The organism is Amycolatopsis heterodermiae, assembly GCF_034929455.1.
In the GTDB taxonomy this organism is placed as follows: Bacteria; Actinomycetota; Actinomycetes; order Mycobacteriales; family Pseudonocardiaceae; genus Amycolatopsis; species Amycolatopsis heterodermiae.
On the sequence record NZ_JAYFSI010000017.1, the window covers coordinates 75,911 to 98,543 of the forward strand.

Sequence of the window (22,633 nt, forward strand, 5' to 3'; positions counted from 1 at the left end):
GAACGGAGAACAGATGAAGCTCCAGCGGGCCGGACTGGCGGCGGTGCTCACGGCCGTGCTGATCGGCGCGAGCACGGCGTCGGTGGCCGCCGCGGCCCCGGTCACCGCCGACGACGGCGCGAAGGTGACGCAGGAGACGTGGCTGGACGCGCGCACCGTCGACCTCAAGATCAGCTCACCGGCCCTCGGCACTACGGGCATGGTCCGGCTGATCGTGCCGGCGGGCTGGCAGGCGCAGCCGACGCGCACCTGGCCGACGCTCTACCTGCTGCACGGCTGCTGCGAGCCGGTGGACTACAAGTCCTGGGACCAGTTCACCGACGTCAAGGCGTTCACCGCGGACAAGGACGCGATCCTCGTCATGCCCACCGACGGCGCGGCCGGGATGTACACGAAGTGGTGGAACTTCGGCCTGAAGAACACGCCCGACTGGGACACGTTCCACACCGCCGAGGTCCGCCAGATCGTCGAGCGCGGTTACCACGGCGGCACGCGCCGCGCGGTCGCCGGCGTGTCGATCGGCGGGTACGGCGCGCTCGCGTACGCCTTCCAGCACAAGGGGATGTTCGGCGCGGCGGCGTCCTACAGCGGCGTGCCCAACACGCTCTTCCCGGGCACCGCCGGGGTCATCAAGGGAATCCTGGCGCGGGCGGGGTTCTACAACTTCTTCGACCTCTGGGGCGACGAGGTGGCGACCTGGCCGATCTGGTCGGCGCACAACCCCTACGACCACACCGACGCCCTGCGCGGCACCGCGCTCTACCTCTCCTGCGGCAACGGCCAGACCGGCCCGCTCGACCCGCCCGGGCAGTCCGACCCGCTGGAACCGTCGGCCCTGCTGACGTCCCAGAGCTTCACGGACAAGCTGAAGTCGCAGGGGATCCCGGCGACCGTCGACTACTACGGCCCCGGCACGCACAGCTGGCCGTACTGGCAGCGCGCCCTGCACAACTCCTGGCCGATCCTCGCGAACGCGCTCGGCCTGCCCGCGTGAAAGTCCTTTCCCCGATGGAGGTTCCGGTGAAACGCAAGGTACTCCTGGCTCTGCTGAGCCTGTCGCTGCTGGCGGTGGGTGTAGCGATCGTCGGCTCTCCGGCGGCCGCAGCGCCGGCCGCGGTCGGCCTGCCCGGGCCGTTCGACGACTCCTTCTACAAGGCCCCGGCCCCGCTGCCGGCCGGGCAGCCCGGTGACGTCCTCCGCTGGCGCCCGTCCGTGCCGCTGATGAACGCCGCCAACGCCGACGCCTGGGAGGTCATGTACCTCTCGACCAACGGGCAGGGCCGGCCGGACGCGGTGACCGGCACCATCCTCGTCCCGAAGGGCGTCGACCCGGCGAAGGCGCCGATCATCGGCTACGGCGTCGGCACGCAGGGCCCGGCGTTCAAGTGCACGCCGTCCAAGGCGATCGAGCGCGGCACGCTCTACGACCAGCCGGCCATCAACGACTCGCTCGCCAGCGGGTACGCCGTCGCGGTCACCGACTACGAGGGTTACTCGCCGACGACCGTGCCCACCTACATCACCGGGCAGTCGATGGGCCCGGCCGTGATCGACTCGGTCCGCGCGGCGCAGCGCTTCTCCCCGGCCAAGCTGTCGAAGACGGCCAAGGTGATCTTCCAGGGCTACTCGCAGGGCGGCGGCGGCGCCATGTGGGCGGGGGAGAAGCAGCCCACCTACGCCCCCGAGCTGAACCTGGTCGGCGTCGCGGCGGGCGGGGTCCCGGCCGACCTGACCGAGGTCGCCAAGGGCCTCGACGGGTACATCGGCTTCGGCTTCCTCGCCTTCGCCGCGGTCGGGCTCGACGCCGCGTACCCGGACCTGAAACTGGACTCCTACCTCAACGACACCGGCCGCCAGCAGCTGAACGACGCCAAGCAGAACGCCTGCGTCGTCGAGCTGCTGACCAACTACCCGTTCAAGAAGATCAGCGACTACACGACGTCCAACCCGCTGGACACCCCGCAGTGGAAGGCCCGGCTGGCGCAGAACAAGCTCGGCGCGAACCCGCCGCGCGTGCCGGTGTTCCAGTACCACGCGAGCACCGACGAGATCGTCAACACCCCGCAGGCCGACGCGCTGCACAAGACCTACTGCGCCGCCGGGGTGCGCGAGCAGTGGAACACCTACGTCTCCGACCACCTGTCCGGCATCTTCGCCGGCAACGGGGACGCGCACCAGTGGATCGTCAAGCGGTTCGCCGGTGACCCGGCCCCGTCCAACTGCTGACCGGCTGCCCGTGCACGACGAGCAGCAGCAGGACCTGGCCGCGCGGCTGCGCGCGTGCCGCGAAAGCCACGGGCTGACCCAGCGCGCCGTGGCCGGCCGGCTCGGCGTGCCGCGGTCGGCGATCTCCGGGATCGAGGCGGGCACGCGCAAGGTCGACAGCCTGGAGCTGAAGGCCCTCGCCGCGCTCTACCGGCGCCCGGTCGGCTACTTCCTCGAAGAGCCGGCCGGGTCGCCGTCCGAGCCCGCGCGGCTGCTCCGGCTCTACCAGTGCCTGGCCGAGGGGGACCGCACCCGGCTGGTCGAGTACGCCGAACTGCTTGAAACCGCTCGCACGGCAAGACGTTTCTCCGTTCGTTAGGTCCCGTCACCATCCACAAAGGAGTGGTCACCATGACGAAGTCCACCACGGCTCTGCGTTCCTTCGGTGTGCTGGCGGTCGCCGGTGCGGCCGCCGCGGCTCTCGCCGCCCCGGCGTCCGCGGCCGTCGTCCCGGTCAACCTGGACTGCCAGGCGAACGCGCCGATCGTCGGCCCGCAGCAGGCGAACCTGACCCAGGGCACCGACGTCACCGCGCCGGCCACGGTCGCGCCGGGCGCCGCCTTCGACATCGTGGTCGACCCGGCGCCGAACACCGTGCCGGCCACGGTCGCGGGATTCAAGCTCAAGCAGGTCAAGAACTTCGCGCTGAAACTGCCGGTCCCGGCGAACTCGACGTACGTCGGCTCGGCCCTCTCCGGCGGCTCCGGCCTGGGGTCCGGCACGCCGACGATCGCGGTGTCCGGCGGAGTGGCCACGCTCAGCTTCGCGGGCCCGATCGCCGGTGGGGCCGCGTTCGAGCTGCCGACCATCACGTTCCACCTGAAGGCCGGCACGTCGGGCACGATCCAGACGAAGCTGGCGGGCACGAGCTACAGCGACCCGGGGCTCACGTTCACGTCGGTGGTCAACCAGATCTTCGACATCTCGGCCCCGACGGCCTGCTTCCCCAACCCCAGCCCGGTCTTCACCACCACGACGATCGGCTGATCCTCGGATCGGGGCCGTGGCGGCCGGGTGAGCGTCACCCCGGCCGCCACGGCTCGGTCACCCGGCGTCGAGCGGCCGGGTGCCCCGCAGGCGGTGGGCGTGCAGCGCGAGCTGCATGTCCAGCCGCTGCGCCGGATCGTTGAGGCGATCGCCGAACAGCTCGGTCAGCTGGTTGAGCCGGTACCGCACGGTCTGCGGGTGGACCTTGAGGACCTCGGCGATCTCGGGCGTGCTGCCGCGCCCCTCCAGCCACGCCATCAGCGTCTCGCCGAGCCTGTCCTGCTGCTTCGCGGTCAGGCCGGTCAGCGGGCCGAGGGCGGTGCGGGTGAGCTCGGCGAGCAGGAAGTCGTCGTGCATCAGCCACACCGTGCTGAGGTGGTCGGCGCTGTGCACGACCGGGCCCGCGTCGATGACCCCCTCCCGCACCAGCTGCAGCGTCCGGGACGCCCACCGCAGCGACGTCGCCGCCTCGGCCAGCGGCACCCGGGGACCGACCGCCAGGTGCCAGCCGCGCAGCGCCGGCTGCAGGAGCCGCAGGTCGCGCTCCAGGTTGGCGGAGAGGAGACACGGCTGCGTGCTCTCGAGGTCGACCAGGACGTCGGCGGGCAGCGAGGGGCCCGGCTCGTCGTCGTGGTGCCGGTCGGCGGGGGACTGCAGGGCCACGGCGTTGACCCGCTCCGGGAGCGGCCAGCCGGCGGCCTCCGCCGTCGCGGCGACGGTCTTCGGGGGCGACGGCGGGGTGGCCAGCAGCAGGTCGAGCAGCCGGCGGCGACGGCGTTCGAGCGTGCCCGCGGCCTGCGTCTGGGCCACCGTGTACCCCTCGACGGAGTAGGAGGAGATCTCCTCGATCACCGCGAAGATGGCTTCGGCGCAGACGCACAGCATCGGGGTGGGCATGCCGGTGCGCTGGCCCCACGACGCGATGTAGCGCCAGGCGGCCTGGCCGCCGACGCGGTAGGACGCCTGCAGCGAGTCGAGGCTGCCGCCGCCCTTGTGGACGCCCCGGCCCACCTCCCGGAAGAGCTCGTCCCACTTGTGCCGCCCGGGCGGGCGGCCGCCGATGCTGTCGATGGAGCCGATGACGGCCTCCTCGATCGCCTTGATGATGACCGTGCCGAACGCGCCTTCGAGAGGTTTGGCGTATTCGGGCACCTCACGCTGGATGGCTTCGAGGATCTTCTTGCCGAGGTTGTCCGCGTGCGGGCGGAACCGCCGGGCGACCTCGCCCGGCAGGGACACCCACAGCGTCCGGGCCTGGCTGCCCGTCTCCGCCGGTTCGCTCATGCCGGAGCTCCTTCCCCGGTCATGGACTCACGCGCGCCGCGGTCGTGCAAACCGGGCGGTCCGGGCTGAGGTGCGGTGATGAAACCCGGCGACGCGGATGTTGCGCGACTGCTAAAGGCTCGTCGTGTGCGACGATCGGGGCATGGGTGCGCAGCGGTTCGACGCCGTCATCACCGCAGGTCCGCGCGGTGCCGGGGTCATCGTGGTGCCGTTCGACCCGGACGCGGAGTGGGGCGCGAAGGCCGACCACCCGGTCGGCGGCACGATCGGGGACCGCCGCGTCCGCGGCCGGCTGACCGCGCGCGACGGCGGCTGGGAGCTGACGGTGACGCCGTTGTGGTTGCGCGACACGGCCACGGCGGTCGGCGACGAGGTGACGGTCGTGCTGGCCCCGGAAGGCCCGCAGCGCGGTGACCTCGCCGACGACATCGCGGCGGCCCTGGAGGCCGACCCGGCGGCCGGCGCGTTCTTCGACACGCTGGCCCAGTTCTACCGCAAGGCCTACCTGCGCTGGATCGACGGGACGAAGGGCCGCCCGGACGTCCGCGCGGCCCGGATTGCCGAGGTGACCGGCCTGCTCGCGGCCGGGACCAAGCAACGGCCCCGGCCGTAGGAGGCTCGTCCGTGCCACCGGAAACGCGCTTCGACAGCGCCCGGATCGAAGCCGCCCGCGGGGTCATCGACCCGGTCTTCCTCGACACCCCGCTGTATCCCTGCGACGCACTCGGGCGCGCGCTCGGCTGCCGGGTCAGCGTCAAGCTCGAAACGGCGAACCCGGTGCGCAGCTTCAAGGGCCGGGGCACCGAGCTCGTCGTGAACGGCCTCGCCGGGCGTGCCGCGGTGTGCGCCAGCGCGGGCAACCTCGGCCAGGCCCTCGCCTGGTCCGCCCAGGGCCGAGACGTGGCGGTCACCGTCGTGGCGTCGCGGTCCGCGCCCGCCGCCAAGCTCGACCGCATCCGCGCGCTCGGGGCCGAGCTGGAGCTGGTGGACGGCGACTTCGACCTGGCCCGCGAGCGGGCGGTGGCCATCGCGGGGGAGCGGGGGATCCGGCTGGTCGAGGACAGCCTGGACATCGAGACGTGCGAGGGCGCGGCGACCATCGGCCTGGAGCTGACGGACACCACGCCGTCGTTCGACACCGTGCTGATCGCCCTCGGCGGCGGGGCGCTCGCCACCGGCGTCGGTCACGTCCTGAAGGAGCGCGCGCCCGCGGTGGACGTGCTCTGCGTCCAGCCGGCGGGCGCGCCGGCGATGACGCTGTCCTGGCGCGCCCGGCGGGTCGTGACCACGGAGTCGACCAGCACCATCGCCGACGGCGTCGCGGGACGGCTGCCGCTGGCGGAGGTCCTGGCCGACCTGCTCGTCGTCGCCGACGACGCGCTTCTGGTGCGGGAGGAGTCGATCATCGCCGGGATGCGGCTGCTGCTGGAGCACGCGGGCCTGGTCGTCGAGCCGTCGGCGGCCCTCGGCGTCGCGGCGATCCTGGAGGACCCCGAGCGTTTCGCCGGACGGCACGTGGTCGTCCTCGTCTGCGGCAGCAACGTCGACCTGCCCGCGTATCACCGCTGGCTGGGGAACGCGTAGAAGCGCAGCGCGACCTCGCGGGTGCCCGGCGCGGGACCGCCCCGCTGGTGGCAGTACGGCGCGAGCATTTCCCGGTACGCGGCCTCGAGCTCCCTCAGCTGCGGTTCGGTCACCCGGACCTTCGCCCGCTGCGTCCCGGCCCAGGCGCCGAACTCCTCGCGGTGGGCCGCGGCCCAGGACAGCAGGCGCAGCTCCCGCTCGTACAGCTCGTCGAGGTAGGCCGCGACCAGCGAGCGGTGCGGTTCGTCGAACTCGTCGGGCCGGGGTTCGCGCAGGTGCTGCGGGATCGCGTGCCAGACGCCGTCTTCGTGCCGCTCGACGTAACCGCCCGCGGCCAGGACGTCGAGCGACGCGGCGATCTCGGGCGGCGGGCGGCCGGTGGCGGCGGCCAGGTCGTCCGCCGAGGCGGGCAGGGCCCGCAGCACCCGCCCGTGCCCCGGGTCGGTGTGCACCTCGACGTCCCGGGGCGACACCGCGCGCCGGGGTGTCCCGGCCAGCAGCCGTCGCGCCACGACCAGCAGCACCACGGCGATCGGCAGCTCGCCGAACACGGCCAGGAGCACGCTCGTCCACCGGTCGGGTGAGGCCCAGTCGAGCAGGACGTCGAACCAGGCGTCGCAGCACAGCAGCGCGGCGGTCGCGGAGAGCAGCGGCACGGCGGACCGGCGGCGGTGCAGCCCGAGCCAGGCGCCGCTCGCGAAGCAGCACAGCAACGCGACGTCGAAGCCCACCCAGGCCGTCCGCCACTGGCCGGTGTCGTACCGGTCGGGCAGCGTGTGGGCGAGGTAGACCGTCCACGGGACCAGGAACACGGCCGCCGCGCCGAGGAACACCAGCACCATCCGTCGGATCATGCCCCGAAGCTAGGGATCCGGGCCGGCGTCGGCATCGGGGATTTCCCTGATACCGGCCGGTTCTAGGTGAGCCGCCGGACCGTCAGGCGGACCGAGCCGCGGTTGCCCGTGTAGCCGAGCCAGCTGTCGTTGGCGAAGGCGTGGAAGTAGCCCGGCTTCGGGTTGGTCCAGCTCGCCAGGCCACCGCCGATCGGGAACGGGTCGTGGGGCTGCAGCACGTCCTGCTCGTCGAGGTGCTGCGCCGCGACCGCGCCGACCAGCGCCATCCACGGCTCGGCCTCGCAGCGGCGGCCGCCGAACGAGCGCACCTTGCCGTTCTCGTCGAGCTTGGCCAGCCGCGCCTGCAGCCAGGCCGACGTCGTGGCCAGCGCGTGCAGCAGGTCCTGCAGGTCGAGCCGGGACGTTGCTTCGGCGCCGTCGGGGTGGTGCGCGACCTTCCCGTCCAGCCAGGTGCCTTCGGCGCTGAACGTGTACTCGCCGGGTTCGAGGTAGAGCCCGGTCCAGTTCCACGGCTTGCCGGCGTAGACGTCGACGGTCGCGGACTCGCCCACCGCGAGCCGGCGGCCCTCGCGGTAGGGCCCCGCGGTGATCGGCGGCGCCGCCTGCCGCTCCCAGGCGGACTTGTCGAGGCCGGGGGAGCCGGGGGTGATGAACGGGAAGGCCCGCGGCGCCGGGCACAGGACCGTGTAGACGCTGCGGAGCGAGTTGTGCAGCACGTCCTGGGGATCCGGCTTGATCTGGTCGACCATGGCCTTGTCGAAGGTCAGCTCCGTCACGGACTCGACCTCGTCGATCATCCACTTCAGCGCGCCGTCGGACAGGCCGGTGCGGTCGTGCCCGCCGCCGACGTCGCTGTGGTCGCCCGGGAACCAGACCTGCTTCGCGGTGCGCCCGGGTCCGACGTCGGCCAGGTTCGTCCACAGGGTCGGCGCGAACGGGCCGCGCATCTCGTCGATCGCGAGCGCCTGGCGGGCGTGCTTGACGTGCTCGCCGAGCTTGGTGTCGTGGAACCGGGGGAGGTGCCCGGCCCGGTCCTCGAAGAACTTCAACGGGCCCAGCCAGTCGGGGATGCCGAGGGAGCCGACCGTGTCCCAGACCCCGAGGAACTCGATCGGGACGACGTCGGCCGCCGCGGCGGCGTCGGCGCGGTAGTCCTCGTCGAACAGCTCGCCGACCTTGGCCCAGAACCGGTTCGGCCCGGCGGTCTTGAGCGACGGTGGCAGGCCGCACTTGCCGAGCATGCCCCCGAGGCTGCGGACGGTGAACGCCCCGCGGCTGAACCCGAAGAGGTAGATCGCGTCGCCGGGTTCGTAGGTGCGCGCGAGCCAGGCGTAGGCGCCCTTGACGTTCTCCGAGAGGCCCTTGCCCACCAGCCCGCCCTGCAGGTGGTCGAGCATTCCGGGCCCGGTGCCGACACCGGGGTGGTAGTACCGCAGCTGGGTGTCCCCGCGGGCCACGGCGTTGTGGATCCTGGCCACGTTCGTCGGCGAGGGCTGGCCCTGTTGCTGCTGGTCAGGCGTGTTCCACGTGCCGTCGCAGCAGACGACGAGATGCCGCTTCGGGGTGTCCGGCCCGCTCATCTGACCACCTTCGATCCACTCGGGATGCTGGGGGAGTCGCGTCGATCTCTCCCGTGGTTACAGTCCCGGCGGGTGGAGGAGGCGGTGAGCGGTGCCGGAGATACCGGGCGGCCGCGCCGCCCGGCATCTCCGCATCGTCAGGTCGCGGCGCAGACGACGCCGTTCAGGGTGAACGCCGTCGGCAGGATGTTCGGGCCGCCGTAGTCGGCGGTGAAGCCCGGGTCCGCGCTCTCACCCGGGGCCAAAGCCGTGGCCGAGGTGACCGTGACGGTGGTCCCGGTCTGCGTCCACGTCCCGTTCCAGCCGCCGGTGAGGTGCTGGCGCCCGGTCGGCCACGTGAAGGTCAGCGTCCAGTTCGGCGCCGGTTTCGTGCCGGTGTTGGTGACGTGCACGCCGCCGACGAACCCGCTCGACCAGTCGCTGACGTCGGACATCCGCGCCGCGCAGTCGCTGCGCGCCGGGGTGCCCGTGGTGAACGTCAGCGGCGGCGAGGCCCAGGAGACCTTGCCCGCGGTGTCGCGCGCCAGCACGTTGACCGTGTACCGGCTGCCCGGGACCAGGTTGCCGACGGTGAACGACGTTCCCGGCGTCTCGCCCCACTCTTCGCTGGTCGCGCCGGTGGTCCGGTAGACCTCGTACTTCGCGACCGGGCGGCCGCCGGGCGCGGACGCGGGCCAGGTGAGCGTCGCCGTCCGGTCGGTGACCGGGCCGGCCGTCACCGGGCCGGGGGCGGCCGGGGCGCCGGTGACCGCGGTCGCCGGGTGCAGCACGAGGGTGGTCAGGGAGTACGGCGGCAGCGTCCGGCTCGCGCTGCTGCCGCCGGTGGTCTCCGCGATCGACGTCGCGCCGTTGGTGAAGGTGAGCACCTGCGACGCGGTGGCCGCCGGGGTGTAGCCGGCGTAGTCGAGCGCGACCGTGTGGGCGTTCCCGGGATCCTTGTTGAGCAGCAGCACGGAAAGGTCGCCGTCGGGCCGGCGGGCGGCGTGCGCGGCGACCAGCGGATCGCTCGTCCCGGTGCGCACCAGCTGGTCACCGGGGCGGGCGAACCGCCCGAACATCGCCAAGGCGTGATACGGCGCGAACGGCGTGTTGAGCGCGGGTTCGCAGACGCCGCCCAGGCACGTCGCGCTGGAGAGCAGGCCCATGTCGCCGTAGTCGGTCTGTCCCTCCACTGTGGACACCTGGGTCGCGCCGTTGTGCGTGTCCCACCAGTCGACGGTGAACACGCCGTTCTCCAGCATCGCGCCGTAGGTGTCCGCGGCGAACAGCGCGCCCGGCTGGGTGTTCATGCCGACCGGCGTGTTGGTCTCGGTCAGCGCGATCCCGATCCGCGCGGAGTCGGCGCCGGCGTACTGCCCGATCTGGCGCCGGACCTCGTACATCATGTCGCCGACCTGCTCGGTCCTGGTCAGCGCGTCCGCCGCCGTCGCGCCGCTCGGGTACCAGTGCAGTACGGCGAAGTCGATGTGCGGGCCGGCGATCGACAGGACCGTCTGGTTCCAGGACGCGGCGTCGCCGGCACCGACGATGCCGTCCGGCCAGTTCGCGGGGGTCGTGAGCACCGCGCCGATCTTGACCGACGGGTCGACGGCCTTCATGGCCTCGGCGTAGGCGACGACGCCGTTGGCGTACGCCGTCGGGCTCTTGTCGGCGTGGTCGTCGGCTTCCCAGTTCGCGCCGTAGTGGCCGTTGCCGTAGAGCTCGTTGCCGATCTCCCAGTACCGCGCGCCGTAGCCCTTGGTGACGTTGGCGTACCGGACCCAGTCGGCGGCTTCCTGCGGGGTCCCGGTGCCGTAGTTGGCGATGATGATCGGCTGGGCGCCGGCCCGCCGGACGCCGCCCATGAAGGTGTCGAAGTCGGTGCCCGGCGCGACGTAGCCGCCAGGCGCGGTGTTGTCCTTCCAGTGGTAGATGTCGCCGTAGGAGCCGCCGGGGTAGCGCAGCATCCGGACGCCGGCGCCGCCCATCAGGTCCGCCACGGTGTCGGTGCCGAGCTGGCTGTCCCAGACGGCGTGGTTGGCCCCGAGCGCGGTGTCCGGCACGGTGGCCAGGCCGGCCCGCGCGTTCACGGTGACGGTGACGTCCGCCTCGGCGGCCGCGGCCGGGGTGACCCCGGGCAGCGCCCCGAGGAGCACGGCGACCGCCGTCAAGGTGGCGCGGCGAAGTGGTCGAGCTGTCATGGAACCCATCCTCACTCGTCCTGGATCGACGGAATGCAGATGGCTGAGAGCGCTCCCAGAAAGCGAACCACCGGGACCGCCGGAAGTCAACGCCGGTGTTCGCCGAGCCGCCTGGTTCGAGGCCGGCCGGGGTGGGCACCTGGCCGGTGCCCACCCCGGGTCGTCAGCCGACCTTCTGGATCTTCGCGTTGCGGATGAGCTGCTTGCCGGGTTCGTGGATCTGGTTGAACGCGGCGTTGTTCAGCAGTGCGCAGCTGCCGGACGTCGAGGTCACCGGGACCGTGATGGCCTTGTCGTTGTCCAGGTTGGTGACCTTCAGCATGGTGCCGACGGGAAACTGGTTGCTGGACGCCGAGGGCGTGCCCCCTTCACCGGAGAGGGTGACGGTCGAGCCGGCGCAGACGACGTCCCCCGCAGCCTGTGTGTTCGTGGCCTGTTCACCAGCGGCGGCTTGCGCGACACAGCCGGCCGCGACGGCCGCCGCCTGGTCCACGGCCTGCTGGTCAGCAGCCTTGCCCTTCTGCGCACCGGCCCCGTTCTGCCCGGTGGCCATACCCTGCTGCTGATCGCCAGCGGCGGCATTGGGATCGGCAGCGGCAACACACTGGAGAATAGCCGCACAGTCTTGCCCGGCGGCAACGTCCTGAGCCGCCGCACCCTGTTGGTCGGCCGCGTTCGGGTCGGCCGCACCGTTCTCGTCGACCATGCCATTCTGGGCGGCGCTGTTCTTGTCGGCCATGCCGTTCTGGGCGGCGCTGTTCTTGTCGGCCGCGCCGTTCTGGTCCGCGGCCTTGTTCTTGCCCGCCATGCCCTGCTGGGCCATGCCGTTCCCGGCTGCCCCGTTCTGGTCGGCCATCCCGTTCTTCGCGGCCGCATCGTTCTGGTCCGCCATGCCGTTCTGTCCGGAGGCGCCGTTCTTCCCGTTGGCCATGCCGTTCTGCGCCGCTCCGTTCTGGTCGGCGGCGCCGGTCACCGCCTCCTGGTTGGCCATGCCGTTGGCGTCCACGGCCGCGGCTTCCTGAGCCAGACACTGCTGAACGACCGCGCAGGCCGCCGCGTTCTGGTCGGCCGCCGCGTTCTGGTCCGCCACGTTCTGCTGGTCGGCCATCCCGTTCGCGGCGGCGCCGTTCTGGTCGGCCATCCCGTTCTGGTCGGCCGCACCGGCGTTACCCTGCTTCGCGGCCATGCCGTTCTTCTTGGCGGCCATGCCGTTCTGTGCCGCGCCGTTCTGGTCGGCGGCGCCGCCCATGCCGTTCTGTGCCGCGCCGTTCTGGTCGGCGGCGCCGCCCATGCCGTTCTCAGCGGCGCCGTTCTGATCGGCCGCGCCGTTCTCGCCCGCGGCCTTGTTCTTGCCCGCCATGCCCTGCTGGCCGGCCATGCCGTTCTCGGCGGCACCGTTCTGGTCCGCCATACCGTTCTGCTCTGCGGCCCCGGCCATGCCGTTCTGCTTGGCGGCGCCGTTCTTCTTGCCGCCCATGCCGTTCTGGGCCGCGCCCTTGTCCGCCGCCGCGCCCTTCTGGTCTGCGGCCATGCCCTTCTGCTCGGCCACCTCGGTGCCGTCGGCGGCGCCGGCCACCGCCGCGCAGTCGACCGCCGCCTGGTTCGCCGCCACCGCTCCGTCGCAGCCCGCGGCCTGGCGCCGTTGCTCGATCTGGTCGACCACCGCCTTGCGGTTGGCTATCCGGGCCGCGGACTGGGCGTCGGGTGCCGCCTGCTGGCCCGCGATGAAGCCCAGGTTGTTCTGCAACGCCGTGTCCAGGCCGGCGCAGTTCTCGGTCGCCGCGTTGCTGGCCGGGCTGCTCAGGGCGATCGCCGTGGCGGTCGCCCCCGCGACTCCCAGCAGGGCGACGAGTCCGATCGTCGCCGGTTTGCGGTGTCGTCCGGTCGTGCGCACGTGGGGCATCAGCCCCTCCTCTCGGGTCGCCACCTCACCACTGCACACGGGAGATCACTCCGAGTGGTTCAGACAGATTCCCCTTCGGCGGCGAAAACGCCCATCACCCAAGCAAAACAGGATCAGTGTCCATTGTGGACCAATGTGCTCCTATCAGAGTCGAAGTCATGAGGAGGTGAACTGCCGGCGCCCTGGCCCGATGTTGACGGCATCCCTAACCTCCAAAGAAGATGTTGACAGGTTAGCACGCGTCGTCTAACCTTCGAAACCGGGCCAAGGTGGTTATGCCGCCGGCGGTCCCAGCATCTGGGTTTTGTCGTACCCCCTGGTTAGGGTTCGTTCGTCTGGATCATGGAAAGAGGAGTGTGGGCACGTGCGCTGGAGCCGGACCATCCGAATCACCGCGTCGGCGGCGGTGGCCGTCCTCGGCCTGACCGCGTGCGGGGGCGGTGGCACCGATCAACCGGCCGCGCCGGGCAAGGGCGGGGCGCCGATCGTCGTCGCGTCGTTCAACTTCACCGACAGTCAGATCCTGGCGGAGATCTACGCCGGCGCGCTGGAGGCGAAGGGCTACCCCGTGACCAGGAAGCTCAACCTGGGCTCGCGTGAGCTGATCTACCCGTCGCTCAAGTCCGGTGAGCTGCAGTTCATCCCGGAGTACCAGGGCTCGGCGATCACGACCGGCTTCGGCAAGGAGCCGGTCAAGGACGCGAAGGGTGAGCACGACCAGCTGGCGAAGCTGTTCGAGCCCGACGGCATCGGCCTGCTGGACTACGCGCCGGCCGAGGACAAGAACACCTACATCGTCAAGGCCGATCTCGCCCAGTCGAAGGGCATCGCGACCATCGGCGACCTGAAGAAGCTCGACAAGGTCGTCCTGGCCGGCGGTCCGGAGTGCGAGAAGCGGCTGACGTGCTTCAAGGGCTTCACCGACATCTACAAGCTGACGAACGCGTCGTTCCAGACCGTCCAGGAGATCGGGCCGCGGGTGCAGCAGCTGAACTCCGGCGCCGTCACGGTGATCCCGGTGGACTCGGTGAGCCCGTCGGCCGGTGACCCCAAGTACGTCGCGCTCAAGGACGACCTGAACATGGTGCCCACGGAGAACGTGGTGCCGGCCGTGAGCAAGAAGGTGCTCGACGCGCGGGGCGCGGACTTCGCGGCCGTCGTCAACGCCGTGAGCGCGAAGCTGTCCACCGACGGCATGCGCGAGCTGAACAAGCGCGTCGACTCCGACGGTGAACCGGCCGCGGACGTGGCGAAGGACTGGCTTTCGCAGCAGGGGCTGGCCTGACATGCCGGACAACACGGGACAGCTGCACTTCAACGCCTTCATCTGGCCGAACGGCTACCACGAGTCCGCCTGGCGCGTCGTCGAGGACGACGTCCGCGGCGTGCTCGGGCTGCCGTACTACGCGGACATCGCGCGCACGGCCGAGCGCGGCCTGATGGACACGATCTTCCTGGCCGACAACATCGCCATCGCCGAGTACCGGGCCACGCACCTGCCGCAGACGCAGTTCGACCCGATCTCGGTGCTCTCGGCCCTGGCCGCGGTCACCAGCCACATCGGGCTGATCGGCACCGGTTCCACGACCTACAACAAACCGTGGGAGCTGGCCCGCCGGTTCGCGACGCTCGACCACCTCAGCTGCGGCCGCGCGGGCTGGAACATCGTCACCACGATCACGCCGCTGGCCGCGGCGAACTTCGGCGAGCGGGCCCATCCCGACCACGCCGACCGCTACACGCGGGCCCACGAGTTCGTCGACGTCGTGACCCGCGCGTGGGACAGCTGGGAGGACGGCGCCGTGGTCGGCGACCGTGAGCGCGGGGTGTGGGCGGATCGCGCCAAGCTCCACGCGCCCCGCTTCCACGGCGAGTTCTACGACGTCGAGGGGGTCCTGCCGTTCCCGCGTTCGCCGCAGGGGCGGCCGGTGCTGGTCCAGGCCGGGCAGTCGCCGGCCGGTATCGCGCTGGCCGCGCGGTACGCCGAGCTGGTGTTCTCCGGACCGCCCTCGCTGGAGGCGGCGGCCGCGTTCCGGGCCGAGCTCCACGCCCAGGCGGCCGCCGCGGGCAGGGACCCCGCGCACGTACTCGTCCTCCCGGCGCTGATGGTGACGCTGGGTGGTACCGAGGCCGAGGCGCAGGAGAAGGCCCGGCGGCTGGAGGAGCTGGCGAGCCCGGAGTTCCGCTGGCAGAACATCCTGTACACGGCGGGGCTCGACCCGGACGGGTTCGATCCGGACGTCCCGTTGCCCGCCGAGCTGTGGACCGGGACGTCGAACGTGTCGAGCCGCGCGGGGGAGCTGTTCGCCCTGTCGCGCGCGCAACCGGAGGCGTCCCTGCGTGAGGTGGCCCTGCAGCTCAGGAGCGGCGCCGGCCAGTCCCACTTCGTCGGGACACCCGAACAGCTGGCCACGCACGTGATGGAGTGGCAGGACGCCGGCGCGGTCGACGGCTTCACCATCATGGGCTCGACCCTGCCCTACGAGCTGACGGCGTTCGTCGACCACGTCGTGCCCATCCTGCAGCGCAAGGGCCGGTTCCGCACCGAGTACTCGGGCCCGACCCTGCGCGATCACCTGGGGCTGGCGCGCCCCGGCACCCGCCCGTGAAAGGGGTCCGGACACAGTGGACCGTGGTCGTCACGGTCCGGTAAAGCCCGTTGTGCCTGGTCCCGGCGTGTGATGTCGTGATCGGAACTGTCCTCAAGGGACGTTCGGCGTGGCGGGAGGAGGGGCGTGTCCTTCATCCTGTCCCGCCTCCTCGCCCGCTGGATCCTGCGTGCCGGGTGGGCGCTGCCGGTCGCCGTCGTCGTGTTCGTCTTCGTGACGAGCTGGCCGCTGATGGTGCTGGCCGAGCCGGCCGGCAGCGAGCTCGTGCAGCCGGGCAACTACTGGTGGTACTTCGTCGTGACCGCGTCGACGGTCGGGTACGGCGACTTCTCGCCGGACACGGTGGCCGGGCACTTCGTCGGGGCGTACGTGATCGTCGGCGGGATCGCCACCCTCACCACGGTCTTCACCCGGCTCGCGACGCTGCTCGAGCAAGCGAAGGGACGGCGGATGCAGGGTATGGAACCGGTGCGGCTGAGCGGCCACGTCGTGCTCGTCGGCTACCTCGCCGGGCGCACCGAGCGGATCGTGGCGCAGCTGCTGGCCGACGGCGTCACCGGGCTGGCGCTCTGCGCGGGCGAGGACGTCACGGTGCACCCGATGCCGGCCCAGCCCGTGGAGTTCGTCCGTGGCGAGCTCACCGCGCCGGAGGTGCTGTCGCGGGCCGGGATCGAGCGGGCCGCCACGGTGCTCGTGGACGTCCGGGACGACAACGAGGCGCTCGCCGTCGCGGTCCTCGTGGACCACGCCACCACCGCGGCGCACGTGGTGGTCACCATGCGTGACATGGAACGAGCCGAGCTGATCGGCTACGTCGACCCACGGATCACCTGCGTCCAGTGGCACACCCCGCGGATGATCACCGAGGAGGTGGTGTCGCCCGGGATCGCCGAGGTCTACACCGAGCTGATGACCAGCGGCGGCGCGGGCACGTACTCGGTCACCCTCCCGGAACGCCTCGGCGCGCTGTCGGCCGAGCACTGCCGCGCCACGCTGGGGCAGGTCTTCGGCGCCACGGTGCTGGCCGTCCGCGGCGAGCGCGGCCTGACGGTGAACCCGCCCTGGGACGGCGACCTGCCACCCGGCGCGGTGCTCTACTACGTCAGCTCCCGCGCCCTCGGCCGCGACGAGATCGAACGGGCCCTGACCGGCGCATCCCGTTGAGAGATCGCCTCATCGCCGGGTGTGCCACCCCGGCCGCCGACTTGGCCGGTCGCAGTGGCGGCGGTCGGCGGCTCGTACCGCCGCGGCGGAACCGCCGACATGGTGACGGGGGTGGCCACCACGGCGGCCGGAGCGGTGACGGGTGTGGCCGGCATGGCGGCGGGTGTGGCCACCACGGCGGCGGGTGTGGTCGGCATGGCGGCGGGTGTGGCTGACAGTGACCGAAGTGGCTGACACGGCGGCCGGAGCGCGGCGGGTGTGGCCGGCGCGGCGGCCGGAGTAGCCGACATGGTGACGGGAGTGGCTACCACGGCGGCGGGTGTGGCCGGCACGGCGGCCGGTGTGGCCAATATGGCGGCCGGAATGGCCGGCACAGTGACCGCAGCGGCCACTACCGAGAGTGGAGCGGCGGGCACCGTGCCGAACGGGCGCAGCGCAGCGCCTAGGCGAGCGTGGCCGGCAGGTACTCGTAACCGCGCAGGATGCGGGTCTCCCGGCGGCGGCTTCCCGGGCTCAACGCCAGGGCCGGGAACCGGTCGAAGATCGTCCTCAGCCCGATCTCGCCTTCCATCCGGGCCAGGGTGGCGCCCAGGCAGTGGTGGCGGCCCGCGCCGAACGAGACGTGGTTGCGGGCGCCCTCCCGGGTGACGTTGAACGTCGCCGGGTCGGTGAAGACGCCCGGGTCGCGGTTCGCGCCGGCCAGCACCGTCGTCACCACCGCTCCGCGCGGCACGGGCACGCCGGCGACCTCGGTTGCGCGCACCGCCACGCGGCCGGTCAGCAGCACCGGCGGGTCGTGGCGCAGGACCTCCTCGACCGCGTTGCTCCACAGCTCCGGACGCTCGCGCAGCACCGCGAGCTGGTCCGGGCGCTCCGTCAGGAGGGCGATGCCGCTGCCGAGCAGGTTGACCGTCGTCTCGAAGCCGGCCGCCAGTACCAGGCCCGCCGTCGACTTCAGCTCGGCCTCGGTGAGGCCGACGCCGTCGTCGCGGGCCGCGACGAGCCGGCTGAACAGGTCGTCGCCGGGGTGGCGGCGCAGGTGGTCCAGGTGCTCGCCCAGCCAGGTGTCGAACTCGGCCAGTGCGGTCTCGACGTCGCGGAACGTGCGCCAGCCCAGGCCGAGGTCGAGGCTCGGCGCCGCCGCCGCGCCCAGGGAGAGCACCTTGCCCACGTCGGCGGCCGGGACGCCGAGGATCTCGCTGATCACCGTCACCGGGAGGAGCCCGCAGTACGACTCCACGAGGTCGACCGGCCCGGCGGGGTCGATCCGGCCGAGCACCTCGTCGGCGATCGCCTGGACGCGCCCGCGCAGCTGCTCGACGGCGCGCGCGGTGAACACGCCGGTGACGAGCTTGCGGTAGCGGGTGTGCTCGGGCGGGTTGACCGCCAGCAGCGACGGCGGCCGGACCGGGTGCAGGTACTCGCCGGCCGACCACTCCATCAGCCGCCCCAGCGCGGAGCCGTCGGAGCCGAGCACGCCGGTGCGGAAGTCGTCGCTGGAGAGCACCTCCCGGACGGCGGTGTGGTGGGTCGTGATCCAGCCGAACCGGGTGCGGGCGACCGGCCCGGCGGCGCGGATCTCGTCGAACAGCCCGGTCAGGTCCCGCCCGGCCGCGGCGTCGTCCACCAGCCGGCCCTGCAGGTCGCCGCGCCGGGCCTGGCGCAGCAGCACGGCCCGCGGCAGCGCGTGCCCCAGCCCCCACCGGATCACCGGCTTCGTCCGCCCCAAAGCGCCTTCGACGACCGTTTTGCCGAACCGGGTCACGTTTCTCCCACCTTCGCCGCAGGACTCGGGTCCGGTCCAGCCTAGATCGTCAGGTGCGCAGCAAACCGGTCAGCTCCGTGAGGTCGCTTAGCTCGGCGAGGCCGTAGGTCAGCTCCGTGATCCGCCCGCTGACCTCGGCCGGGAGCACCCGGGCCGCGTTCAGGCGGAACTTCGTGGCCAGCTCGTCGGCCGAGAGCGGGTTCTGCGGGCCGCCGCGGTTGGCGTCGACGCGTTCCTCCAGCTCACGGCCGTCCTGCAACCGCACGCGCAGGACCGCCGGGAACTGGTGCGGGAAGATCTCGTCGCACCGGGCGTCCGGGACGCACGTCACCTTCGCCGCCAGCTCCAGGCGGGCCGGGTCCGCCGCGGCCTCGTCCGTGAAGTCGTCGTGGAAGACGCCGAGCCCGCCACCGCCCAGCAGGCCGGCCGCCACCGTGTACGGGCCGGAGAACGCCGCGTGGTAGCCCGACTTCGGCCGGATCTTGTCCTCGCGCGGCTCGGCGATCGTGCGCAGCACGGACGTCGGCGCGCCCAGTTCCAACGAAACGATCTCCGCCGGGTCGACACCTCGGGCCCGCAGCCGCCGGGCCGCGTCGATGCCCGCGTGCGTGAAGTGGTTGCAGGGGTACGGCTTGAAGAAGATCCCCGGCAGCTCCCACCGCTCGCCGAGGCCGTCGACGATCGCGTCCACATCGGACTGGTCGCCGCAGAACGCCTGCAGCAGCCCGAACCGGCCCTCCAGGACCGTGGGCGGGCCGGTGATGCCGTGCCGCGCCAGGCCCGCCGCGGTCACGGCCGCGTGGGCCGCCCAGCCGCAGTGGATGCGCTTCACCGTCCCGCCGGTGCGGTTCGCTTCCAGCAGCCCCGACCCCATGCTGGCCGCGATGCCGATGGCGTCGGCGATACCCGAATCGTCCACATCGGACAGCATGGCCGCGGCCGCCGCCGCGCCGAGGGCGCCGCAGATCGCCGTCGCGTGCAGGCCGCGCTCGAAGAACACGGAGTTGCCCAGTTCCTCGTCGTAGCCCGCCATCCCGAGCCGCACGGTGATCTCGACGCCGACGCCGATCGCGTCGAGTAGCTGGGCCCCGGTCGCGCCACGGGACTCCGCGACGGCCAGCGCGGCCGGCACCACCGACGCCGACGGGTGCAGCACCGACGGCAGGTGCGTGTCGTCGAAGTCGAGCGAGTGCGCGAGGGTGCCGTTGAGCAGCGCCGCACTCGGCTCGGGCAGCCGGTCGCCGGTGCCGATTGCGGTCGCCCGGCCGGTGCCACCCCACTCCCGGACCAGGGCGCCGACGGCAGCCGCGGGACGCTCCGAGGTGGCGGCCAGGCTGTTGCCGAGGACGTCGAGCACACGCCGCGCGGCGTCGTCCCGCAGCTCCGGCGGCAGGCCCTTGGCCCGCACCGACGTCGCGAACGCGGCCAGCTGCTGGACGATCGTCGCGGTCATGCGGACACCGCCGCGAGGGGACGCACGGGGGAGCCGGTGCCGCCGACGATCCGCAGCGGCGCCAGCACGAACACGAACTCGTGCACCCCTTCGGCCGCGACGGCCTCCAGGTTCAGGTGCTCCAGGATGAAGATGCCCGACTCCACGAGCAGGATCCGGTGCACCGGCAGCACGGCGTGCCCGGCGCCGGCCGGGATCTGCTCGTAGGCAGTGGTGTCCGCGCCGGTGGCGACGACCCGGCGGGCCGCCAACCACTCCGCCGCCGACGTCGTCGCGCCGGGGACGCCGGTCTCCTTGCCCATGTACGCCGTTGCGTCGTCGAAGTTCCGCGCCCAGCCGGTGCGGATCAGCGCGACGTCGCCGTCGCCGGGCTCGGTGCCGGCCAGCTTCGCGGCCGCGTCCAGGTCGTCGGCCGTGACGCCGTACCCCGGTTCCAGCGTGGGGACGTCGTGCACCGCGGCCACGTCCAGGAGCACCGCGCGCCGCAGCAGGCCGGGCAGGTTCTCCGCGCCGTGGGTGCGGAACACGCCGCCCTGCTGGGCTTCGGCGGCGTCGACGTCGCCGTGCAGCTTGCCGTCGTGGCTGACGTGCGAGAGCGCGTCGATGTGGGTGCCGACGTGCCCGCCGGTCACGATGATCTCGTTGGCGGCCGACCCGCCGTCCGGGCGGCGCATGTCGCCGTGGCGGCGGATCAGCGTCATCCGGAACCCGGGGTGATTCGGCGAGCAGGGCATGCCGGTGAAGAACGGCTGCCCGAGCTCGATCAGCCGGACCCCGCCGGCGACCGCCGACAGCAGCGGATCCTGGGGACGTGTCATGAGTGCTGGCCTTCCTTTTCTTCCGCCTCCGCGAGCGAGAGCACCCAGCGGGCGCGCGCCACGATCGCGGCGTCGACGAACTGTCCGTTGTGGTCGATCCAGGCGGACGAACCAGCCGACGAGAGCAACTCGCGTGCCCACGCCGTCTCGGCCGGATCGGGCGCGCAGACCTCGTGCACCACGCGAATCTGGGCGGGGTGGATCAACGACCGGCCGAAGAACCCGGCCCGACGACCGGCTTCGGTGCTCGCGCGCAGGCCGTCGAGGTCGCGCACGGCGGTCCAGACGCTCTGCACCGGGCTCGGCAGCCCGGCGGCGCGCGCGGCGACGACCACCCGGGACCGTGGCCAGGTCAGCGCGTCGCCGCCGGTCACCCGCAGGTCCGCGGCGAGGTCGGCCTCGCCCAGCGAGATCCCGGCGACGAGCGGGTGCGCGGTGGCGATGACCAGCGCGTTCTCCACGCCCAGCGCCGATTCGAGCACCGGGTACACCGGCACGCCGAGCGCGTTGGCGACCCGCCGCAGCTCGCCCGGGTCCTCGCACTTGGGCACCCGGACGCCCGCCGGGGCGTGGGAAGCGAGCGCCTTGATGTCGGCTTCCCCGGCAGGGGTGCCCGGCGCGTTGATCCGGACGAACGCGGTCGCGCCGTCGCCCAACGCGTCCAGCACCCCTCGCCGCGCGTCGTCCTTCGTGGCCGCGGCGACGGCGTCCTCGAGGTCGATGATCACGGCGTCCGCCGGGCCGGCCAGGGCCTTCGTGATCCGGTCCGGCCGGTCACCCGGGACGTAGAGCCAGCTGCGGATCACTTGATCACGCCTTTTTCGCGCAGCGCGGCCAGTTCCGGCTCCCCGAGGCCGTACCGGCCGAGGACCTCGGCGGTGTGCGCGCCGAGCGGCGCCCCGGCCGTGGTGAGGTGCCCAGGCGTCTCCGACAGCCGGAACAGCACGTTCTGCATCTTCACCGGCCCGAGTTCGTCGTCCTCGACGGTGGCGATGCTGTTCAGCGCGGCGAACTGCGGGTCGGCCATGACGTCGGCGGCGGTGTAGATCGGCGCGACGGCGGCTTGGGCCTCCTCGAACGCCTTGACGACGTCGTCGCGGTCGCGGTCGGCGATCCACGAGCCGACGGCGTCGTCGAGCAGGTCGGCGTGCTGCGCGCGCTCCGAGCCGCTGGCGAACCACGGCTCGTCGATCAGCTCCGGGCGCCCGACCAGCCGCATCACGCGCTCGGCGATCGACTGGGCGCTGGTGGAGATGGCGACCCAGCTGCCGTCGCGGGTGCGGTAGGTGTTGCGCGGCGCGTTGTTCGTGGAGCGGTTGCCGGTGCGCGGCTGCAGCGTGCCGAGCTGGTCGTAGGCGATGATCTGCGGCCCGAGCAGCGTGAGAATGGGCTCGATGATGGCCAGGTCGACGACCTGCCCGCGCCCGGTCTGGTCCCGCGCCCGCAGCGCGGTCATCACGGCGTACGCGGTGGTCAGCGCGGCGATTCCGTCGGCGAGGCCGAACGGCGGCAGCGTCGGCGGGCCGTCCGGTTCGCCGGTGATCGCGGCGAACCCGCTCATCGCCTCGGCGAGCGTGCCGAAGCCGGGCCGCTTGGCGTACGGGCCGACCTGGCCGAACCCGGTCACCCGCGTGAGCACCAGGCCGGGGTTGATCTCGCGCAGCTCGTCGTAGCCGAGGCCCCAGCGCTCGAGCGTGCCGGGGCGGAAGTTCTCCACGACGACGTCGGCGTCGGCCACCAGCTTCTTGAAGATCTCCTGGCCCTCAGGGGAGCCGAGGTAGAGGGTGATCGCCTTCTTGCCGCGGCCGAGCATCTTCCACCAGAGGCCGACGCCGTCACGCTGCGCGCCGTGGCTGCGGACCGGGTCGCCCTTCGGGTGCTCGATCTTGATCACCTCGGCGCCGAAGTCGCCCAGCAGCGTCGCGGCCAGCGGGCCGGCGAACAGGGTGGCGGTGTCGAGCACCCGGATCCCGGACAAAGCGCCCGTCATGGGGCGTACCTGCCTTTCTCGTCCGGCGGCCCGAGTTTGGGTGCCCGTTTCGCCGGGGGGAACAACTGTGAACGTCGTGTTTCGTGGTGACGTCTCTCCGTGTTCCCCAAGTTCGCACTGATCACGCCCGTCCGTCAAGTTATGCGCAGATGTTGACCTGACGTCGGGCCGGGTGTCACGATAGCCGACAACAAATC

Annotated in this window: 19 protein-coding genes; 9 read left to right on the forward strand and 10 right to left on the reverse strand. The window is 72.3% G+C overall.

Features of this window, described 5'->3' with window-relative positions; translation table 11 throughout:
* Nucleotides 1–13 precede the first annotated feature (13 nt).
* The 4 genes from VA596_RS45045 to VA596_RS45060 are packed head-to-tail and all read left to right on the forward strand — an operon-like array spanning nt 14 to nt 3,252.
* Nucleotides 14–994, forward strand: a complete 981-nt coding sequence (locus VA596_RS45045; RefSeq protein WP_323336221.1) for an alpha/beta hydrolase — start codon at nt 14–16, stop codon at nt 992–994.
* Nucleotides 995–1,008: 14 nt separating this feature from the next.
* On the forward strand, nt 1,009–2,226 hold the full coding sequence (locus tag VA596_RS45050) for a lipase family protein (RefSeq protein WP_410171978.1): 1,218 nt from the start codon (nt 1,009–1,011) through the stop codon (nt 2,224–2,226).
* Nucleotides 2,201–2,584 carry a helix-turn-helix domain-containing protein gene (locus tag VA596_RS45055; protein ID WP_323336225.1) on the forward strand — a complete coding sequence of 128 codons (384 nt, stop codon included), beginning with the start codon at nt 2,201–2,203 and terminating at the stop codon, nt 2,582–2,584. The genes VA596_RS45050 and VA596_RS45055 overlap by 26 nt, the downstream gene beginning before the upstream one ends.
* Nucleotides 2,585–2,616: 32 nt before the next feature.
* Nucleotides 2,617–3,252, forward strand: a complete 636-nt coding sequence (locus tag VA596_RS45060) for a cyclase (protein WP_323336227.1) — start codon at nt 2,617–2,619, stop codon at nt 3,250–3,252.
* Between the two features lie 57 nt (nt 3,253–3,309).
* Here VA596_RS45060 and VA596_RS45065 read toward each other — a convergent pair whose 3' ends face one another.
* Nucleotides 3,310–4,536 (reverse strand): helix-turn-helix domain-containing protein, encoded by a 1,227-nt coding sequence (locus VA596_RS45065; RefSeq protein WP_323336229.1) that lies wholly within the window; start codon nt 4,534–4,536, stop codon nt 3,310–3,312.
* A gap of 142 nt (nt 4,537–4,678) precedes the next feature.
* Between VA596_RS45065 and VA596_RS45070 the strand changes: the two genes are divergently transcribed.
* Nucleotides 4,679–5,149, forward strand: a complete 471-nt coding sequence (locus VA596_RS45070) for a YdeI/OmpD-associated family protein (protein ID WP_323336231.1) — start codon at nt 4,679–4,681, stop codon at nt 5,147–5,149.
* Nucleotides 5,150–5,160: 11 nt separating this feature from the next.
* Entirely contained in the window at nt 5,161–6,120 is a 960-nt protein-coding gene (locus VA596_RS45075; RefSeq protein WP_323336233.1) for a threonine ammonia-lyase, read from the forward strand.
* Here VA596_RS45075 and VA596_RS45080 read toward each other — a convergent pair.
* The 4 genes from VA596_RS45080 to VA596_RS45095 form a co-directional block, all read right to left on the reverse strand.
* Nucleotides 6,096–6,974 (reverse strand): hypothetical protein, encoded by an 879-nt coding sequence (locus tag VA596_RS45080; RefSeq protein WP_323336235.1) that lies wholly within the window; start codon nt 6,972–6,974, stop codon nt 6,096–6,098. The two genes, VA596_RS45075 and VA596_RS45080, sit on opposite strands and share 25 nt — an antisense overlap.
* Before the next feature lie 62 nt (nt 6,975–7,036).
* Nucleotides 7,037–8,554 carry a DUF2235 domain-containing protein gene (locus tag VA596_RS45085; protein WP_323336237.1) on the reverse strand — a complete coding sequence of 506 codons (1,518 nt, stop codon included), beginning with the start codon at nt 8,552–8,554 and terminating at the stop codon, nt 7,037–7,039.
* Nucleotides 8,555–8,691: 137 nt separating this feature from the next.
* Complete coding sequence (locus VA596_RS45090; protein ID WP_323336239.1) at nt 8,692–10,734, reverse strand: cellulose binding domain-containing protein; 2,043 nt, start codon at nt 10,732–10,734, stop codon at nt 8,692–8,694.
* A 163-nt stretch (nt 10,735–10,897) separates the two neighbouring features.
* The gene (locus VA596_RS45095) at nt 10,898–12,637 is read right to left on the reverse strand and encodes a mediator complex subunit 15 domain-containing protein (protein ID WP_323336241.1); all 1,740 of its coding nucleotides are present in this window, start codon (nt 12,635–12,637) and stop codon (nt 10,898–10,900) included.
* Nucleotides 12,638–13,001: 364 nt separating this feature from the next.
* On the opposite strand from VA596_RS45095, the gene VA596_RS45100 reads away from it, so the two are divergent.
* From VA596_RS45100 to VA596_RS45110, 3 genes are all read left to right on the forward strand, one after another.
* Nucleotides 13,002–13,922, forward strand: coding sequence for an ABC transporter substrate-binding protein (locus VA596_RS45100; RefSeq protein ID WP_323336243.1), 921 nt, complete (start codon nt 13,002–13,004; stop codon nt 13,920–13,922).
* A gap of 1 nt (nt 13,923) precedes the next feature.
* On the forward strand, nt 13,924–15,246 hold the full coding sequence (locus VA596_RS45105) for an NtaA/DmoA family FMN-dependent monooxygenase (RefSeq protein ID WP_323336245.1): 1,323 nt from the start codon (nt 13,924–13,926) through the stop codon (nt 15,244–15,246).
* Between the two features lie 126 nt (nt 15,247–15,372).
* Nucleotides 15,373–16,410, forward strand: a complete 1,038-nt coding sequence (locus VA596_RS45110; protein ID WP_323336247.1) for an ion channel — start codon at nt 15,373–15,375, stop codon at nt 16,408–16,410.
* Nucleotides 16,411–16,852: 442 nt separating this feature from the next.
* On the opposite strand, the gene VA596_RS45115 is transcribed toward VA596_RS45110, so the two are convergent.
* From VA596_RS45115 to VA596_RS45135, 5 genes are read right to left on the reverse strand one after another with little or no spacing between them, the layout of a single operon-like run.
* Complete coding sequence (locus VA596_RS45115) at nt 16,853–18,175, reverse strand: cytochrome P450 (RefSeq protein ID WP_323336248.1); 1,323 nt, start codon at nt 18,173–18,175, stop codon at nt 16,853–16,855.
* A gap of 49 nt (nt 18,176–18,224) precedes the next feature.
* Complete coding sequence (locus VA596_RS45120) at nt 18,225–19,628, reverse strand: MmgE/PrpD family protein (protein WP_323336250.1); 1,404 nt, start codon at nt 19,626–19,628, stop codon at nt 18,225–18,227.
* On the reverse strand, nt 19,625–20,446 hold the full coding sequence (locus VA596_RS45125; RefSeq protein WP_323336252.1) for a cyclase family protein: 822 nt from the start codon (nt 20,444–20,446) through the stop codon (nt 19,625–19,627). Before VA596_RS45125 ends, VA596_RS45120 begins: the two co-directional genes overlap by 4 nt.
* On the reverse strand, nt 20,443–21,252 hold the full coding sequence (locus VA596_RS45130) for an HpcH/HpaI aldolase/citrate lyase family protein (protein WP_323336254.1): 810 nt from the start codon (nt 21,250–21,252) through the stop codon (nt 20,443–20,445). Before VA596_RS45130 ends, VA596_RS45125 begins: the two co-directional genes overlap by 4 nt.
* Nucleotides 21,249–22,436: a CaiB/BaiF CoA transferase family protein gene (locus VA596_RS45135; RefSeq protein WP_323336256.1), complete on the reverse strand. Its 1,188-nt coding sequence runs from the start codon at nt 22,434–22,436 to the stop codon at nt 21,249–21,251. Before VA596_RS45135 ends, VA596_RS45130 begins: the two co-directional genes overlap by 4 nt.
* Between the last annotated feature and the right edge of the window lie 197 nt (nt 22,437–22,633).